General features: G+C 53.8%; 20 protein-coding genes. 10 read left to right on the top strand and 10 right to left on the bottom strand.

Annotated features, from left to right (window positions below; translation table 11 throughout):
- Positions 1-25: 25 nt before the first annotated feature.
- Positions 26-1,201 (bottom strand): M20 family metallopeptidase, encoded by a 1,176-nt coding sequence (locus tag H8696_RS08605; protein WP_249316689.1) that lies wholly within the window; start codon positions 1,199-1,201, stop codon positions 26-28.
- Between the two features lie 155 nt (positions 1,202-1,356).
- Between H8696_RS08605 and H8696_RS08600 the strand changes: the two genes are divergently transcribed.
- The 3 genes from H8696_RS08600 to H8696_RS08590 are packed head-to-tail and all read left to right on the top strand — an operon-like array spanning position 1,357 to position 5,069.
- The gene (locus H8696_RS08600) at positions 1,357-2,040 is read left to right on the top strand and encodes an ABC transporter ATP-binding protein (RefSeq protein WP_249316687.1); all 684 of its coding nucleotides are present in this window, start codon (positions 1,357-1,359) and stop codon (positions 2,038-2,040) included.
- 4 nt (positions 2,041-2,044) lie between these two features.
- Positions 2,045-3,724 carry a COG1361 family protein gene (locus H8696_RS08595; RefSeq protein ID WP_249316684.1) on the top strand — a complete coding sequence of 560 codons (1,680 nt, stop codon included), beginning with the start codon at positions 2,045-2,047 and terminating at the stop codon, positions 3,722-3,724.
- A complete protein-coding gene (locus H8696_RS08590; RefSeq protein ID WP_249316682.1) occupies positions 3,711-5,069 on the top strand; it encodes an ABC transporter permease in 1,359 nt (452 codons plus the stop codon). Before H8696_RS08595 ends, H8696_RS08590 begins: the two co-directional genes overlap by 14 nt.
- A gap of 45 nt (positions 5,070-5,114) precedes the next feature.
- On the opposite strand, the gene H8696_RS08585 is transcribed toward H8696_RS08590, so the two are convergent.
- From H8696_RS08585 to H8696_RS08575, 3 genes are read right to left on the bottom strand one after another with little or no spacing between them, the layout of a single operon-like run.
- On the bottom strand, positions 5,115-5,402 hold the full coding sequence (locus H8696_RS08585; RefSeq protein WP_249316681.1) for a hypothetical protein: 288 nt from the start codon (positions 5,400-5,402) through the stop codon (positions 5,115-5,117).
- Between the two features lie 5 nt (positions 5,403-5,407).
- Positions 5,408-5,584: a hypothetical protein gene (locus tag H8696_RS08580; protein ID WP_249316680.1), complete on the bottom strand. Its 177-nt coding sequence runs from the start codon at positions 5,582-5,584 to the stop codon at positions 5,408-5,410.
- 18 nt (positions 5,585-5,602) lie between these two features.
- On the bottom strand, positions 5,603-5,890 hold the full coding sequence (locus H8696_RS08575) for an HU family DNA-binding protein (protein ID WP_249316678.1): 288 nt from the start codon (positions 5,888-5,890) through the stop codon (positions 5,603-5,605).
- A gap of 377 nt (positions 5,891-6,267) precedes the next feature.
- On the opposite strand from H8696_RS08575, the gene H8696_RS08570 reads away from it, so the two are divergent.
- Together H8696_RS08570 and H8696_RS08565 are read left to right on the top strand one after the other, a co-directional pair.
- Positions 6,268-7,269, top strand: a complete 1,002-nt coding sequence (locus H8696_RS08570) for a GGDEF domain-containing protein (protein WP_249316674.1) — start codon at positions 6,268-6,270, stop codon at positions 7,267-7,269.
- Positions 7,270-7,283: 14 nt separating this feature from the next.
- Positions 7,284-7,856, top strand: coding sequence for a TetR/AcrR family transcriptional regulator (locus H8696_RS08565; RefSeq protein WP_249316670.1), 573 nt, complete (start codon positions 7,284-7,286; stop codon positions 7,854-7,856).
- A gap of 59 nt (positions 7,857-7,915) precedes the next feature.
- Here the strand turns inward: H8696_RS08565 and gap are convergent, their stop codons facing one another.
- From gap to H8696_RS08550, 3 genes are all read right to left on the bottom strand, one after another.
- Positions 7,916-8,923: a type I glyceraldehyde-3-phosphate dehydrogenase gene (gene gap, locus H8696_RS08560; protein WP_249316669.1), complete on the bottom strand. Its 1,008-nt coding sequence runs from the start codon at positions 8,921-8,923 to the stop codon at positions 7,916-7,918.
- Between the two features lie 84 nt (positions 8,924-9,007).
- On the bottom strand, positions 9,008-10,129 hold the full coding sequence (locus H8696_RS08555) for an aminopeptidase (RefSeq protein WP_249316668.1): 1,122 nt from the start codon (positions 10,127-10,129) through the stop codon (positions 9,008-9,010).
- The gene (locus H8696_RS08550) at positions 10,119-11,075 is read right to left on the bottom strand and encodes a glycosyltransferase family 2 protein (RefSeq protein WP_249316667.1); all 957 of its coding nucleotides are present in this window, start codon (positions 11,073-11,075) and stop codon (positions 10,119-10,121) included. Before H8696_RS08550 ends, H8696_RS08555 begins: the two co-directional genes overlap by 11 nt.
- 171 nt (positions 11,076-11,246) lie before the next feature.
- On the opposite strand from H8696_RS08550, the gene fba reads away from it, so the two are divergent.
- From fba to H8696_RS08535, 3 genes are all read left to right on the top strand, one after another.
- Positions 11,247-12,176, top strand: coding sequence for a class II fructose-1,6-bisphosphate aldolase (gene fba, locus H8696_RS08545; RefSeq protein WP_249316666.1), 930 nt, complete (start codon positions 11,247-11,249; stop codon positions 12,174-12,176).
- A gap of 108 nt (positions 12,177-12,284) precedes the next feature.
- Entirely contained in the window at positions 12,285-12,740 is a 456-nt protein-coding gene (locus H8696_RS08540; RefSeq protein ID WP_249316663.1) for a DUF4190 domain-containing protein, read from the top strand.
- Between the two features lie 31 nt (positions 12,741-12,771).
- Positions 12,772-13,146 (top strand): cytidine deaminase family protein, encoded by a 375-nt coding sequence (locus H8696_RS08535; RefSeq protein WP_249316661.1) that lies wholly within the window; start codon positions 12,772-12,774, stop codon positions 13,144-13,146.
- Here the strand turns inward: H8696_RS08535 and H8696_RS08530 are convergent.
- The 3 genes from H8696_RS08530 to H8696_RS08520 are packed head-to-tail and all read right to left on the bottom strand — an operon-like array spanning position 13,143 to position 14,860.
- Complete coding sequence (locus H8696_RS08530; protein WP_249316659.1) at positions 13,143-13,889, bottom strand: DUF4097 family beta strand repeat-containing protein; 747 nt, start codon at positions 13,887-13,889, stop codon at positions 13,143-13,145. The genes H8696_RS08535 and H8696_RS08530 overlap by 4 nt on opposite strands.
- Positions 13,882-14,526 carry a permease prefix domain 1-containing protein gene (locus tag H8696_RS08525; protein ID WP_249316657.1) on the bottom strand — a complete coding sequence of 215 codons (645 nt, stop codon included), beginning with the start codon at positions 14,524-14,526 and terminating at the stop codon, positions 13,882-13,884. Before H8696_RS08525 ends, H8696_RS08530 begins: the two co-directional genes overlap by 8 nt.
- Before the next feature lie 13 nt (positions 14,527-14,539).
- On the bottom strand, positions 14,540-14,860 hold the full coding sequence (locus H8696_RS08520; protein ID WP_249316883.1) for a PadR family transcriptional regulator: 321 nt from the start codon (positions 14,858-14,860) through the stop codon (positions 14,540-14,542).
- Positions 14,861-15,096: 236 nt separating this feature from the next.
- Here H8696_RS08520 and H8696_RS08515 point away from each other — a divergent pair, with 236 nt between their 5' ends.
- Both H8696_RS08515 and potA read left to right on the top strand, forming a co-directional pair.
- Complete coding sequence (locus H8696_RS08515) at positions 15,097-15,636, top strand: helix-turn-helix domain-containing protein (protein WP_249316655.1); 540 nt, start codon at positions 15,097-15,099, stop codon at positions 15,634-15,636.
- Positions 15,637-15,660: 24 nt separating this feature from the next.
- Complete coding sequence (potA, locus tag H8696_RS08510; protein WP_249316653.1) at positions 15,661-16,704, top strand: spermidine/putrescine ABC transporter ATP-binding protein; 1,044 nt, start codon at positions 15,661-15,663, stop codon at positions 16,702-16,704.
- Positions 16,705-16,706: the final 2 nt, after the last annotated feature.

Raw genomic sequence — 16,706 nt, 5'->3', positions numbered from 1 at the left:
GTAACCATAACGCCTATCAAAATTTTTATGATTCATAGCCCAGAAGATCCATACACAAGGTTATGTATACCTTTGCCGCATCCACCAGTTCCCCGATATCCACAAATTCATCCACCGTATGAGCCTGCGCAATGAGCCCCGGCCCGAAGGTGAGGGTGGTGAGTCCCAGATCGTCCTGAAACCAGGGAGCCTCACAGCTGGCCTTGAAATCGGTAATCTCAGGACTTCTGCCCACGGCCTCGATATGCCGTTTCAGCGTTTTGACCAGAGGGTCCCCGGCGGGCGTCTCGGCATAGTTCAAAAAAGCACTGGATGTGACTTTTGCCTCCAGGTTCAGCCGGCTCAAAATCTCCTGCACATCCGCAAGCGCTCTCTCCTTTCCGCTGCCCGGAATGAGTCTCCGGTCCAAACGGACCAAACAGCGGTCGGGAATGACGTTCTCCTTGTCCCCGCCGCGGATCACGGTTACATTCACCGTCGCCGGCCCCAGGATGGGATGGGGATCCCTCTTATAGGCCTCGTTCAGTTTGCGAATCTCCTCCATGAAAGGAAGGGCCATGTAAACGGCGTTTTGCCCCAACTGTTCCTGAGCCGCATGACAGGACACTCCTTCAAACTCCACATCGATGACCAAAAGGCCGCGGCAGCCGATGGCAATATCCAAACCGGTGGGTTCTCCCACGATGCACCAATCGGCTTTTAGGCCCTTTGGGTCCTCCATCACCTTTTTGACGCCGATGTTGAGAAGTTCCTCATCCACGGTAAAGACAAACTTGAGGTCCCCTTTCAGCCTGACTCCGGCTTTTTGCAGCACTTTTACCGCGTACAGCGCCGCGGCAATGCCGCCCTTCATGTCCGCGGTGCCTCGGCCGTAAAGCCTGCCTTCGCGCTCAGTCATTTGATAGGGCGGGGACTGCCACTGGGATGGTTCCACCGGCACCACATCCAGATGTCCATTGAAAAGAAGAGCCTTGTCTGACTGTGTGCCCTTCCAGGTACCGATAACGTTGGGCCGATTGTCCTGCGTTTCCTGCAGCCGGGTCTCCAAGCCCATTTCCCGCATATAGTTTTCCGAAAAGACCGCAGTTTCGTACTCCCTGCCCTCGGAGGATTCGCTCCTTCGCTTCACCAGTTCCCCCAGCAGGGAAATGAGCTCAGTCTTGTCGAAATAGGGCGCAAAATCCACACCGCCATAGATCATGAGTCCGCTCCTCCATTCATGGTTGGTAATTCTATCTTACAGAATTTGTGGTCAAACCGCAAGATGGAATTCTTTCTCAATCGTTTCAAAAATCTGCAACTTTCCGTCCTTTTGTGTCGTCTCACTACATAGATGTTTTTGAAGGGAGATGCTCCATGGATCCGATCATAACCGCCGAGAACCTTACCAAGATCTATCGGATGAAAAATGTGAAGATGACAGCGCTGGATCAAGCCTCCATTGCAGTCTACCCCGGAGAGGTCTGCGCTATCGTGGGCACCTCCGGCAGCGGCAAATCCACCCTGCTGTCCCTCCTTGCCGGCCTCGAACGTCCCACCTCCGGCAAGGTGTTTATCAAGGGAAAACCCATTCACCGCATGAACGAAAAACAGTTGGTGGCTTTTCGCCTCAATCACATTGGCTTTGTCTTTCAGGCCTTCAATCTTTTCCCCGTGCTGACGGCGTGGGAAAACGCCGCTTTCGGCCTGGCCTGCCGCGGCGAGCCTCGGCCATTGCAGTACCGAAAGGCCAAAAGGCTGCTCGGCCGCATGGGGCTGCAGGATCATCTGAATCATAAGCCCATCGAGCTTTCCGGCGGCCAGCAGCAGCGGGTATCCATCGCCCGCGCCGTGCTTCCCAAGCCCGATATCATCTTTGCCGACGAGCCCACCGGCAATCTGGACAGCCACACTTCCCAGCAAATCATGGATATGCTGTTGGAACTGGTGCGGGACAACGGCGCCACGCTGGTTTTTGTAACCCACGATTTGGAGAAGGCCCAGCAGGCCGACCGAATCATTCATATCACGGACGGTAAAACAGAACTTCAAGGGAGGTAACACCATGAAAAAACTCTCCGCCGCGCTGGCCCTCATCCTGGCCTTCACACTGCTCCTGGGCAGTACTGTTTGGGCGGAAGGCGAAAATCCGAATGCCAAAGCCACCACCCAGGGCATGCTCTTTTTGGACAACGAAAACGTCTATGCGGGCATGGACCAGTCCTATTCTGACGGCTACATTCCCCCGGTGGAGGGCGGACGGGTGCGGATCATCCTGCCCCTCATTCCCGCGGTAGGACTTGCCTCCCAAAGCATCATTGTCTCCCCCAACTATGGGGATCCCGACACCTCTCCCTTCGCTTTTAACAACGTGCAGCGCACCGTGCGCAAGGGCTCCCATCAGATCAATGACACCTCCACCAATCAGGAAGCCTTTTTGGTGGATATGTACTTCAATCTGGTGAAAGAACCACAGCCCGGACGCTATCCGCTGATTCTCCAGGTCAGCTATAACGACGGCACCGACCTGGTCACCCAGGACTTTACCGTCTATGTGACCATTGAGGGTTCGGCCTCCACTCCCACGCCTTCTCCCTCGCCCGACGCACCGGAATCGCCCAGTCCTGAACCTCCCGTTGACGGCGGCGGCTCCATCGGCGGCGGTGGTGGCGGTGGCGGCTCTGGAACGCCCGATTCTCAGCCCCGAATCCTCATTAGCAAATATGTGGTGAACCCTGAGGTGGTGACCGCGGGCGAAACCTTTACCATCCAGCTTTCCCTCAAAAATTCCCATGAGAAACAGGATGTGCGCAACGTTAAGCTGACCTATAAATCCGAGGGAACGGATATCCTTCCCGCCGGGGATACCAATATACTATATTATCCCAAAATCAAGAAGGGGGCCGTGCAGGAAGCGGAGCTTCAGCTCAAGGTCCGTTTGGATGCTGAGCCCAAACCCCAAAAGGTGCTGGTCACGCTGGACTATGAGGACAAGAATGCCCAGGCCCTGACCGTAACTGAAGAGATCGTGGTGGAGGTCGCTCAGCTCCCCCGGGTGGAATATGACGACCCCATCGTACCCGAATCCATCAGTGCCGGCGATTCCCAGTCCCTGTCCCTCAATGTCTTCAACAAGGGTAAGGGACAAATTTACAATGTGATGTGCCAGGTCGAGGTTCCCGGCCTCATGCCCGAGGGCAGTGCCTTCCTGGGCAATCTGGAGCCCGGCGGCACCAAGCTTGCTGAAATGGTGGTCTATGCCGCCATGCCCGATGTTCTTCCGCCCAGCGGCGGCGCGGGCGCTGAACCCCAAGACGACGTGGACACCGACGGCGAATCCGGCGGCGAGGTGCTGCCTCAAGACCCACAGCCCCGTGCGGAGAGCGATGAGCCTGCTGCCGATGAAGGCGTGCCGGAGGGTGAAAGCGATACGGACGGCACCCCTTCGGAGGACGATTTTGCCGATCCCCTCATGGGCGGCTATGGTCCGGTTTCCGGTATCATCCGCATCACCTATGAGGATTCCTTCGGCCAGGTGTATGAGGATACGGTGGACGTGGCCACCGTGATCACCGAACCCTATGTACCCAATGTGCCCACCGATACCGAACCCACCGAAGAACCCCAGGGCTTCCCCTGGTGGGGCTACGCGGCCATCGGTGTGGGTGTGGCCGCTATCGCGGCGGGTATCATGCTGTGGCAGCGCAAAAAGCGGAAGGCGTGGATGGACGATGAAATGGAATGAGTTATTCCGTTTAGCTCTCCTCAATCTCTGGCGGCGGAAGTTTCGGGCAGTGCTCACCGTTCTCGGCGTGATCATTGGCACCGCCTGCATCGTCGTCATGGTGGCCCTTGGCATCGGAAACATGGAGCAGTTCAACGATGAATACGTCAAAAATCTGAATCTGACCCAGATCGACGTCTATATGGGATACGGCGGCGGAGCCGGGCCTTCCTCCGAACCGCAGGGCATGACCCAGGCGGAGATCGACGCCATGGGAATGCTGGAGGGTGTGAAGGCCGCCTCTCCCGTCATCACCATTCCCGTCTATATGAAGATTGCGGGCCGGGAAGCCAATATGTCCCTTAACGCGGTGGATCCATCGGTGCTGGGCCATCTCCGCCTGTCCGATGGGCGGTTGTTTTCCACTGATGGCTCCACTCCGCAGATTGTGCTGGGCTCCAATGTTCAGCAGAATTTCATGACCGCCAAGGAGAGTGAAGACTACTATCGCTCGATGGACGAATACTACATGTCCGGGGATGTATCCGCCGATGATGCGCCGGCTCCGCCCCAGATCGACGTGGACTGGCTGAACGAGCAGATCCAAATATACCTGGGCGGCCAATGGCTCCTGGAGGATCCCCCGGAGGATACGCCCCGGCCCAAAATGGCCCGCGGCCGCGTAGTGGGGTTGCTGGAGGCAAGCAACAGCCAGGAAAGCTACAACGCCTATATCAGTCTGGACGCGGCGAAAAAGCTCATCAAGGACAACCGCAAGCTGGCGGAAAGTCAACTGGGCATCCGCTCCGGCAAATATACCCAGGCCATCATCCAAGCCAACGAGATCGAGGACGTATCCGCCATTGTCAAGGCGGTGAAGGAAATGGGTTATGAAGCTTACAGCCCCACCGAGTCCATTGAATCGGTCAAAGAGGAGCAGGCCCGCCAGCAGTCCCAGCTGTTCATGATGGCCTTCATCTCCCTTTTCGTATCGGCCATAGGCATCGCCAACACCATGATGACCAGTATTCTGGAGCGGCGGGGTGAAATCGGCGTCATGAAGGTTATCGGCCTTTCCATTGCCAAAATTCGGGCCATGTTCGTGGTGGAATCGGGTCTCATCGGTTTTGTGGGCGGCATCATTGGCGTAGCTTTGAGCTATATCCTCGCCTGGGTTCTGCAAAGCGGCGAGGCCACAACGCTGTTTGGCATGTACTTTGCCTCCGGTATCCGACTGGTGATCCCCCCCTATCTGGTGCTTGCCGCCATGATCATTGCCGTGGGTGTGGGCATCCTTTCCGGTATCTATCCCGCCTACCGCGCCACCCGCATGAGCGCTCTGGAAGCCATTCGAAGCGGCGGCTAGACTCAAAAATGCAAAAAAAGACCTGGTGTTCAACCAGGTCTTTTCTTATTCCTCGCTCTTCAGCCGTTCGTTCGACCGCTGCGTTTCGAGCTCCTCATCCAGGCGCTCCACCTGCATGCATACTTCCCGCAGCACTTCAGTGTGCAGCTCATCCTTTTTGTACATCTCATAGAACATCTGGCCCAACTCCTGGAGTTTGCCCCGCTTCTCATCCTCAAGCTTAAGAATCGAAGCCTTGATTCTGCCCCGCTCCACCAGTTTTCCGCCTTCTTCGGCTACGGTGCTGGCACCCCGCACAATACCGTCCCGCATCCGTTCAAAAATATCCGGCATAGTATTCACCTTCCATCCAGCTTTAAAAACTCTTTCGCCATTTTTTCACCATTTCCTGCCGAATTTTCGTTTTTGTACTTCACGCTTACTGGAAGGAATTGCTCTTGGATGCCCTGGGATTCATTGTAAATCCGCCCCTGCGTCCTGATATATTTACATAAAATAAGCAATGCCGACTGCATTGCCTATTAAAGCCTCCTTTATTTGGAAGTGTTCTCCACCACGTAGGACTTGAGAACAGTGCTGGGCCGGAAGACCGGTACCTTGGCTTCGCAGATATTCATGGGCTTGCCGGTTCGGGGATTGACGGAATCCCGTCTGCTCCGATCTCGGGTTGTGAAGGTTCCAAAGCCTACAATGGACACCTTTTCTCCACTTCTTAGACCATTACGGATTTCATCCACAAGACAATTGAGAACGAGCTCAACATTTTTCTTGGGGAGCCCTGTTTTTTGTTTGATGTGATCCACCAACGCTACCTTATTCAACGTCCTACTCTTCCTTTTCTTTTAAAAAATTAATCGAAAAAACGTCAAAATCTAGCTCACTCGCGATTATTTACATAATATTATTTGTGAACATTGCTCACATATGCTACATTCGCATTATATACAGCAATTTGTCGAATGTCAAGATCGCCCTGGCCAAAGGGTTTACCAAGTGTTACAATAGATAGGAGTCCATTTGAGAAGGAGCTTATATGCGTTTACTTTCACGCTTAAAGATTGCGCCGATGGATCCGTTGGATTCTTTTGGCGTAGCGATTGCCAAAAAAAATATTGCGAACACCCAGATTCTTTTACCCATTGTAATCCTGTTACAATTGATCAATATAGTTCATGTACTGTTTTTTAGCCGCTCCGGATTGGCTACATCCAACAATATGACCTATTTTCTTCTCTATGTGGCTTTGACACTGTTTAGTTTTGCAGGGCTATGGCGGGGCTGGTATCTGCGCAAAAGGCTGCCCAAGAGCGCGAGGAATGTGCTGCTGGAGTCCATTATTTTTTGCGGAATATTTTTGCTCTGGAGCACGGTCCTGACCCTGCTGGATCTTCGCAGTTCCGATGATCCTACCGTTTTTGTGATCACAGTCTTCACGGCATCCATTTTCCTGCACATGGTGCCCAGGGTATCGATTCCCCTCTTCGCGGTCAATGAGGCGATCCTGTTGACCGGCTATCTTTGGATGCGGAACGGTGTGGGCCTCAACTCCGGAATCTTTATCAACACCATGGTCATGACCATTCTTGCCGCAACGCTGTCGGTCATGTATTACTGCAATCAATCCAGGGACTATGCCTATGTGAAAACCATCGCTGAAAAGAATGCAGAGATCGAGCGCATGAATCAGCAACTCAAAATACTGGTCCAAACCGATCCCCTTACTGGTCTTCTCAACCGTCGTTTTATGGATGAGATCCTGCCCGGCATCTGGGAGCAATGTCAAAAAGTGCAAAAGCCTCTGGCTTTTCTCATGATCGATATCGATGATTTTAAGCATTACAACGATCAATTTGGCCATCAGGCAGGGGATCAATGTATCGAGAAACTGGCCAAGGTGTTCCAGAAATACAGCGACAATGCCAATAGCTTTGCCTTCCGTTACGGCGGTGAGGAGTTTGCCATGGTGCATCTGGGGCTGGATAAAGGTGCATCCAAAGAGCTTGCAGAAACCATCCGCCAGGAGGTGGAAAGCCTGTTTGCGGATCAGCATATCACCGTCAGTGTCGGCGTATACCACGGTCTGCCTCAGTCGCAGGATACCGCTGACGCCTTCATCCATAAAGCGGACCGCGCACTGTACCGGGCCAAGACCAATCACAAGAACCAGGTAGTTTTGGACAGTATCGCCACGTCGGCTTAGGAAGGAGATCATCATTGACCCATACTCCAGAATGCGAGAGTCATTTGCGGGAGCAGCTCATCCAGGCTGGTATCGAGATGCTTCGTTTGGAAGGTGCTCAAAATTTATCATTTCGCAAGGTGGCCGCCCTTTGCGGCGTCGCGCCCAGCGCTCCCTACCGGCACTTTAAAACCAAACAGGATTTTCTCTATACACTGGATATCCGCCTCTATCAATTTTTCCTTACCAATTTAAAAAACATTTATGCAGCTTTCGAGGACCTTGACGCAAAGTTAATCAATGTTGCCCTGTCCTGCATCAAATTCTTAAAGGATTTCCCCCGGTATTATGGCCTTTTGACGAATCCTGAGGACGCAGAATCCGCTTTGTTTTTCGATCAGCGGAATAGAATCATCGATTTTCTTGCCGATGTGACCTATGCCTGTTTGCAGCATCACAAAATTTCGAAGAGCCGCTGGGAACTGGAGGGCTACCGACTGTGGTCCACCATTCTGGGATTGTCCCAGTTGGTCAACGCCAAGGGCCTGCCCCTTGATGAGACAGTATTGAGCGCTATCCTAAGCCGGCAGTTGGAAACTCTCGCTTAAAAAATCAAAAAAACAACGGCATAGTCGTTTGACTATGCCGTTGTTGTGTAAGACGCAGATTATTCGGCGTCCACCTTGGCCATGTGGCGAATGAGGTCAACAACCTTGTTGGAATAACCCCACTCGTTATCATACCAAGCCACCAGCTTCACGAAGGTGGGGCTGAGCATGATACCCGCGGTGGCATCGAAGATGGAGGTGTGAGGATCGGTAATGAAATCGGAGGAAACCACGGCATCCTCGGTGTAGTCCAGAATACCCTTCATCTCGCCTTCAGCGGCGGCCTTCACAGCAGCTTTGATCTCCTCATAGGTGGCGGGCTTCTCCAACCGGCAGGTCAGGTCAACCACGGAGACGTCAGCGGTAGGCACGCGGAAGGACATGCCGGTCAGCTTGCCATTGAGCTCAGGAATGACCTTGCCCACAGCCTTAGCAGCACCGGTGGAGGAAGGAATGATGTTGAAAGCCGCACCGCGGCCGCCGCGCCAGTCTTTCTTGGAAGGACCATCAACGGTCTTCTGGGTGGCGGTGGTGGCATGCACGGTGGTCATCAGACCCTCGGCAATACCAAAGTTATCGTTGATAACCTTGGACAAAGGAGCCAAGCAGTTGGTGGTGCAGGAAGCGTTGGACACGATGTTCATGTCCTTGGTGTACTTGTCGTTGTTCACGCCCATCACGAACATGGGAGCATCCTTGGAAGGAGCGGAGATAACGACCTTCTTGGCGCCGCCCTTGAAGTGAGCGGAAGCCTTGTCCATGGTGGTGAAAACGCCGGTGGACTCCACGATGTATTCGGCACCGCAGGAACCCCAGGCGATGTTGGAAGGATCCATCTCAGCAAAAACCGCAACCTCGCTGCCATTGACAATCAGCTTGCCGTCCGCAACTTCCACGGTTCCGTTGAAGCGGCCATGCACCGTGTCATAGGTGAGCATGTACTTCATGTAATCCACATCGATGAAGGGATCGTTGATACCCACAACCTTTACGTCATCCATGGCGCAGGCTGCGCGGAATACCAAGCGGCCGATACGTCCAAAGCCATTAATACCGATCTTTACCATAGCTTATTGCCTCCTTATAATTTGTTACGAAATTCTCAATGTTATTGTAACGCAAGTGAGCCGTGCTGACAAGCGTTTCCAAGGCTATTTCAGATTTTCAGGGTTGAGACAAAGCAGATCCTCCGTCACAAACCGTCCGTCCCTGCGGATGAGCTCATCGTCGAACCAGATCTCCCCGCCGCCATACTCCGGCCGCTGAATGTACACCAGATCCCAATGGACGGCGGAATCGTTACCGTTGTATGCCCCTTCATCATGGTAGGCCTGGCCCGGCGTAAAATGGATGGATCCCATGATCTTTTCATCGAACAGGGTGTCCTTCATGGGCGAGAGAACGTAGGGGTTTACGCCGATGGCGAATTCACCAATGTATCGGGCGCCGGAGTCCACATCGAGAGCCTTGTTGATGCGTGCGGTATCGTTGGCCGTGGCCTCCACAATTTTACCCTTCTCAAAAACAAAGCGGATATTCTCATAGGTGAAACCCTCGTGGACCGACGGGGTATTGTAGGAGATCACGCCCTCCACCGAATCCTTCACCGGCGCGGTAAACACCTCGCCGTCGGGAATGTTGCGGTCACCGGCGCACTTGATGCCGGCAAATCCCCTGATGGAAAAACGAAGGTCCGTGCCCTCCCCCTTGATGTGCACGCGGTCCGTGCGGTTCATACGGGCCACCAGCGCGTCCATGGCCTTGGACATCTTGCCGTAGTCCAGATTGCACACATTGAAGTAGAAATCCTCAAAGGCTTCGGTGCTGGTTCCCGCCATCTGTGCCATGGAGGGGGTGGGATAACGCAGGATCACCCATTTCGTGTTGTTGACCCGGGTCTCCGAATGCACGGGCTTTTGATAAAGGGTGCCATAAAGCTCCATCTTCTCCGCCGGAACATCGGCAAGCTCGGTAGCATTGTCCCCGGAACGCACGCCGATGTAGGCGTCCATCTCCTCCATACGCATACCATCGTAGCGGGCCATGTTGGTGAGAACCGTCTCGCTCGCATTCATTAGAATGCTCCGGGTCACCGCCGGGATCTGAAGATTTACATAAGGTTGTCCCCCAGCCTTGTAGGCCTCCTCCACCAGCGCCGTGACCATCTCCACTTCCGGTCCGATACACTCGATCAGTATCTTCTCGCCCGGCTTCAGCTCACAGGAATAATTGACCAGGTTTCTGGCCAATGTCCGTACTCTTTCATCCTTCATGTTCATCCTCCTTTGCTTCTTCCGGATATTGGATGCACTCCCGCACCAAATACACCGGCCGGCCCTTGGCCTCATCATAGATTCTTCCAATATACTGGCCCAAAATACCCAGGCACAGGAACACCAGCCCGAAGGCGGCAAAAAGCACAAGATAAAGCACTTGACTGAACAGCGGGAGTCCCTGACAGGCCCGGACGATGAGAACGACAAGGTCCACAAGCGCGCCCAAAAGGCTGATGCAGCCAAGAACATAGGCAATGCGAAGCGGCATCAGCGAAAAGGAAAAAATACCGTCTCCCGCCAGTTTGAACATCTTTTTAAGGGGGTACTTGGTCTCCCCGGCAAAGCGTTCCGCCCGCTCAAAGACAATGGGCGTTTGCCTGAAGCCCAGCCAGGACACCATGCCCCGGAGAAAGGGATTCTTCTCCTTCAAGGAAAGCATGGCCCGGACCACCTTTTCATCGATGAGCCGGAAGTCGCCGGTATCCTTGGGGATGTTCACCGAAGTCATCCAGTTGAGGATGCGATAGAAGGCGAAGGCCGTAAAGGTCTTGAACTTTGATTCGCCCTTGCGCTCGCTGCGCTGGCCATAGACCACCTCATAGCCTTCCTCCCAGAGTTTCAGCATCTCGGGAATGAGCTCAGGCGGGTCCTGCAGATCGCAGTCGATAATCACCGTGGCTTGTCCCCCGGCCTGCTCCAAACCCGCCAGCACGGCGGCCTGATGCCCAAAATTCCTGGAAAAATCCACCACCTTCACCCGCGGGTCCTTCCTCGCGATGCCAGTGAGAAGCTTCAGCGTATCGTCCCTGCTTCCATCATTGACAAAAATGAGTTCATAGGGTTTACCCAGCTCCTGGCAAACCTTATCCAAACGGCGGTAAGACTCGCCGATAACTTCCTGTTCATTGTAGGCTGGTATCACAACCGACAGCAGCGGCCGCATGCCATCGCCTCCTTTCATGATGTTATCATTATACCGCATTTTACCATCATCCAACAACCGAAGGGCACAAAAAACATATTTGATCCACAATTTTTTAAAATTTGGTAGTCAAAAGGCGAGAGCTTGTTTTATACTAGGATTAACAGCGAAAGCGAAAAAGGAGGAGATTTCATGCCTTTGGTAACCACGAAAGAGATGTTCAAAAAAGCTTATGAGGGCGGATACGCCGTAGGCGCCTTCAACGTGAACAACATGGAAATCGTCCAGGCCATCACCGAAGCGGCCAAGGAGGAGAACGCTCCCGTCATCCTGCAGGTCAGCGCTGGCGCCCGCAAGTACGCCAATCACACCTATCTTGTGAAAATGGTGGAAGCGGCTGTTCAGGAGACCGGTCTTCCCATTGTGCTTCATCTGGACCACGGCGACAGCTTCGAGCTTTGCAAGAGCTGCGTGGACGGCGGCTTTACGTCCGTCATGATCGACGGTTCTCATCTCGACTTCGAGGACAACATTGCCCTGGCCAAAAAAGTGGCCGATTATGCCCATGACCGCGGTGTGGTTGTGGAGGCCGAGCTGGGCCGCCTGGCCGGTATCGAAGACGCTGTCAACGTGTCCGATGCCGACGCCGCCTTCACCGATCCCGCTGAGGTGGAGGAATTCGTTACCCGCACCGGTGTGGACTCTCTCGCAATTGCCATCGGAACCAGCCATGGGGCTTTCAAGTTCAAGGGTGAGCCCAAGCTCCGCTTTGATATCCTGGAGGAAGTGGCCCGCCGCCTGCCCGGTTTCCCCATCGTGCTGCACGGCGCTTCTTCCGTGAACCAGGCCGATGTGGCCACCATCAACGCCAACGGCGGCGATATGGCCGGCGCCCAGGGTGTGCCGGAGGATATGTTGCGTCAGGCGGCTTCCATGGCCGTTTGCAAGATCAACATCGACTCCGATCTCCGTCTTGCTTTCACCGCCGCGCTGCGCAAGCATCTGTTTGCCCATCCCAATCATTTCGATCCCCGTCAGTATCTTGGCGATTCCCGCGCCGCCGTCAAGGAGGCTGTTCGCCACAAGATCGTTGATGTGCTGGGCTGCAACGGCAAAGCCTAATCACAGGTTCTTTAGGAGAGAATCCTTCCGGGGATTCTCTCCTTTTTGTTGTATTTCCGGAAAAAAACTGATATTCTGATAAAAAGGAATGAGAAGGGAGTAAGTGGGATGCAGGACGATAACAACGATATCTATTATGCAAGCGGAAATCCCGAACCGAACCCGGGAAACAATGGCGAAGAGGGTCAGGGTCCCGCGGAAGGATACGCCTACGGTTATCAAAATACCAATCCTCAGGGCGTTCCGCCGCAAAACTACAACGGGCAGGCCTATCAGCCGGGTCCCAATCCGGGGTACAATCCCCCCATCGATCCAAAAAGGAATATTGCTCTTGCGGGTTTCATTCTGTCCCTGGTGAGCCTTATCGCGCCTCTCAACTATGCCATTGGGATGATCCTTGCCGTGCTGGGACTCATCTTCAGTGTTCTTGGCCTCAAGTCCACCGAGCGCCATGGCATGGCCGTGGCGGGCATGGTAATCTCCATCGTGGTTCTGGCCTTCGCCATCCTGATGCTGATCCTCGCCGTGGCTCTCGTAGGGGTTGTGGGCGCATCCTTTCTGTAATATCGGCAGCAAAAAAACAAGGAGAATAGATATGAACTTTGATGAACTCCGGGCCATCGCCAAAAAAACACTCAATCCCCGTGATTTAACCGATAACGCCTCCGCTGGCTCGGTCGCCGCCGCTCTTCTCACCGAAGCCGGCCACGTTTACACCGGCGTTTGTATCGACGTTCCCTGCTCGATGGGCTTTTGCGCTGAGCATGCCGCCATCGCCGCAATGATAACCGCCGGTGAGAACAGGATCGTCAAGATTGTTGCCGTGTGGGAAGGCGGCCACGTGGTGCCGCCCTGCGGCCGCTGCCGCGAATTTATGTTCCAGATCGATCCCCGAAACGTGAATGCCGAGGTTCTCCTGGAGGACGGCGTCAAGCCCTTGGATGAACTGCTGCCCGACCGCTGGGCCTAGGGCAGTCGAAGTATTTTAACGTCCCCGCTCACCACATCGGCGTTGAACATGGCGCCTCCACCTTTGTAGGTGTAGCGGTCATTTTCCTGTGAGCAGTTAAAATCGGTGGAGTAACTTCCGGAAACCTTGTCAAAGTTCAAGGTGAAGCCGTCATTTTCCGGAATCATGATGGTGAGACTGCCGGAAACCGCTTTGAGGCCCATCCGTTCCAGCATGGTTTCAGAGGTCAATGTCACACTGCCGCTGGTGGTATCCACTTGAACCTCCGCAAAGGCGCCGGACAAATGTACGCTTCCAGAAACGCTTTTCACATTGATGCGGGATATGTCAAGAGCCGTTCCGTTTATATCGCCGGAAACGCTGTCCAAGTCCATGGCCTCAAAGGATTGGTTGGGCACGTAAATGTCCAGATTCGTGCCGCCAAAGCTGAACAGGTGAAAACCCCTCCGGCCGTCCCGAATCTTGAGAGTTCCGCCCGTAATGTCCGCTTTTAATATCTGCTTTTCGGAAAAGTTGCCCCAGCTGGTCTGCACCACCTTGATGCCCTCACCATCCCAGCGGTTCAGATTGACGTTGCCGGATACCCATTCGATATCCAACTTCTGGATGGATTCGGTGAACACCCATTCTCGGGTCATATTCTCTTCATCTCCCTTCAGATCGCCAAAAAGCAGCGTTAAAAAAACAATCACAGCCGCCGTCAAAATGATGCTCCACAGCACAACGCCCATCTTCTTATTCATCGCCGTCCTCCTTGAGGTGCCACAGTCCGCTCACCAACCGGTCGATGGCGGCGCCGATGATAAAGATCAGCCATGAATAGCCCCAAATTCCAAAATAGAAGCTCACCCCAAAGTAAATCACCACCACGATCAGCCAGAAAGCCGAGCGAAGGGAGCCTTGCGCGGCTTCGCTGCGGGCGCTCTGCCTGCGCCACTTCTTAAAATCCTCCACCATGGTTTCCTCCGGGTTCGTTTCGGGCTTGGTCATGTGCACGTAGATGAGCATGGCCGTGGCCACCGCGATACAGCCGAAAAACAAAAACATGCCCAGCATCTCCAAATGGAACAGCTCCTCACCCACCAGGAACAGAAAGGGGCTTAGAATATACAGCGCTACGGCCACAGCCGTGATGGCCGCCCGCCGGCGCTTGGCGTCAACGTCCCTGGGCTCCTCCATGCTGGCAATGAGGTCGGAGATATCCCCGATGCCTCCGATGACCACATTGTACGCCTCCTCTTCCGAGGCGCCGTTGTTCAGCTGGTCCTGATATTTATCCACCAGGTTGGCGAACAGTTCCTCCTTGAGTTCCAGCACCTTGGCCGTTTGGGGCGCATGGGCAAAGGCCCGCTCCAAATACTCCCGAATCCTTTCAATCATGGTTTTCCTCCTATCAGATCAATCGATCGATCAAGTCCTTGGTCTGCTGCCATTCCTGAACCATGGCGGCGTAGTGTTCCCGGCCCAGAGGGGTGATGGCGTAATAGCGCCGCCGGGCGCCAGTGCGCTCGTCCCCCCAATAGGAGGTGATGTATCCCGCCTGCTCCAGTCTGCGAAAAGCGGTATAGAGCGTTGCCTCCTTGAGCTCATAGCGGTTATCCGTCTTTTCTTGAATCGCCTTATTGATTTCATAACCATAGCTGTTTTTTTTCAGCAAATGGCTGAGTATGATCGTATCCGTATGCCCTCGAATCATATCGGATGCAATGGACATGCCCTTCACCACACTTTCCATTTTCACTATAAACAAATATACCTCGCCTGTCAATGTATATTTTATTATGAGATATATTTTCTTTTTCCGCCCTCCTTCAACAAAATTCATATTGACTTTTCACCCTTCATATGGTAAATATATCTTTGTTGTTTAGTCTTTCTAAACTTTTTTGTTAACGATAGCAAACTTTAGTACCGCTAAACCTTTGGTTTAGCATAAAGGAGCTAAATCCCATGCAAATCGGTGAAAAAATTAAACGGCTTCGGGTGCGGTACGGCCTGACGCAAAGCGAACTTGCAGCGCGCACGGATCTGTCCAAAGGCTTTATTTCTCAGCTGGAGAGGGATCTCACCTCCCCTTCCATCGCGACGCTGATGGACATTCTCGAATGCCTGGGCACAAACCTGCGGGATTTCTTCAACGAAAAGGAGCCGGAAAAGATCTGTTTTGGTGAGGAAGATATCTTTGAAAGCCGCTCGGATGACATGACCCGCTCCGTCAAATGGCTGATTCCCAGCGCTCAGAAAAACCGCATGGAGCCCATCATGCTCACCCTCTCGCCGGGCGGCGAAACGGAGCTGGACGACCCCCATGAGGGTGAAGAATTCGGCCATGTGCTTTCCGGACGGATCGTGCTCCATGTGGGTGGACAGAAATATCGGATGAAGAAGGGTGATTCCTTCTATTTTAAGGCGACCGCTTCCCATTGCATCGAAAATCCGGGCAAGCGGGAGGCCGTGGTCCTATGGGTGGCGACACCTCCCAGTTTTTGATTCAGATATAAAAGAGGTGCAGGCATGAGTGATGAAGTGATTCTGTCCCTGGTGGACGTCAAGAAGGATTTTGGCGGCGATGTCGCCCTCAAAGGCATCAATCTTTCCATTCGAAAAAAGGAATTCGTGACCTTCCTTGGGCCTTCGGGCTGCGGAAAAACCACAACGCTGCGCATCATCGGCGGCTTTGAAATGCCTTCTTCCGGCAAGGTGGTTTTCGAGGGCAAGGACATCACCGAAGTTCCGCCTCACAAACGGCCGGTGAATACGGTCTTTCAGCGTTACGCCCTTTTCCCCCACCTCAATGTGGCGGATAATATCGCCTTCGGCCTCAAGATCAAAAAGCTGAGCAAGAAGGAGATTGGGGAGAAGGTCGACCGCATGCTGGAGCTGGTCAATCTCAAGGGCTACAACAAACGCTCGGTGGACTCCCTCTCCGGCGGTCAGCAGCAGCGAGTAGCCATCGCCCGGGCGCTGGTCAATGAACCGGATATCCTGCTCCTCGACGAACCGCTGGGCGCATTGGATCTGAAGCTGCGCAAGGGCATGCAGATCGAACTGAAAAACATGCAGCAGCGCACCGGCATCACCTTCATCTATGTCACCCACGATCAGGAGGAGGCCCTCACCATGTCCGATACGGTGGTGGTCATGAAGGATGGCGAGATTCAGCAGATCGGCACTCCCATCGATATCTACAACGAACCGCGAAACGCCTTTGTAGCCGATTTCATCGGTGAATCCAACATCCTGCCCGGCGTCATGCTGGATGATTTCCGAGCCGTCTTTGCCGGCCGGGAATTCGAGTGCGTGGACAAAGGCTTTGCGAAAAACGAGGAAGTGGAAGTGGTGGTCCGCCCCGAGGACATCAAGGTGGTCTCTCCGGAGGAGGGCATGCTGGTGGGCGAAGTCCAGTCGGTGGTCTTTAAGGGTGTCCATTACGAGATGATCATTCGCTGCCAGGACTTCGATTGGATGATTCACAGCACCTATATGAAGGAGCCCGGTCAGAAAATTGGCATGGTTATCCTACCTGACGAGATTCACATTATGAAAAAGGGGGCCTGATG

The organism is Gehongia tenuis (assembly GCF_014384795.1).
Classification (GTDB): domain Bacteria; phylum Bacillota; class Clostridia; order Christensenellales; family NSJ-53; genus Gehongia; species Gehongia tenuis.
This window is presented reverse-complemented; position numbering and strand designations above follow the sequence as displayed.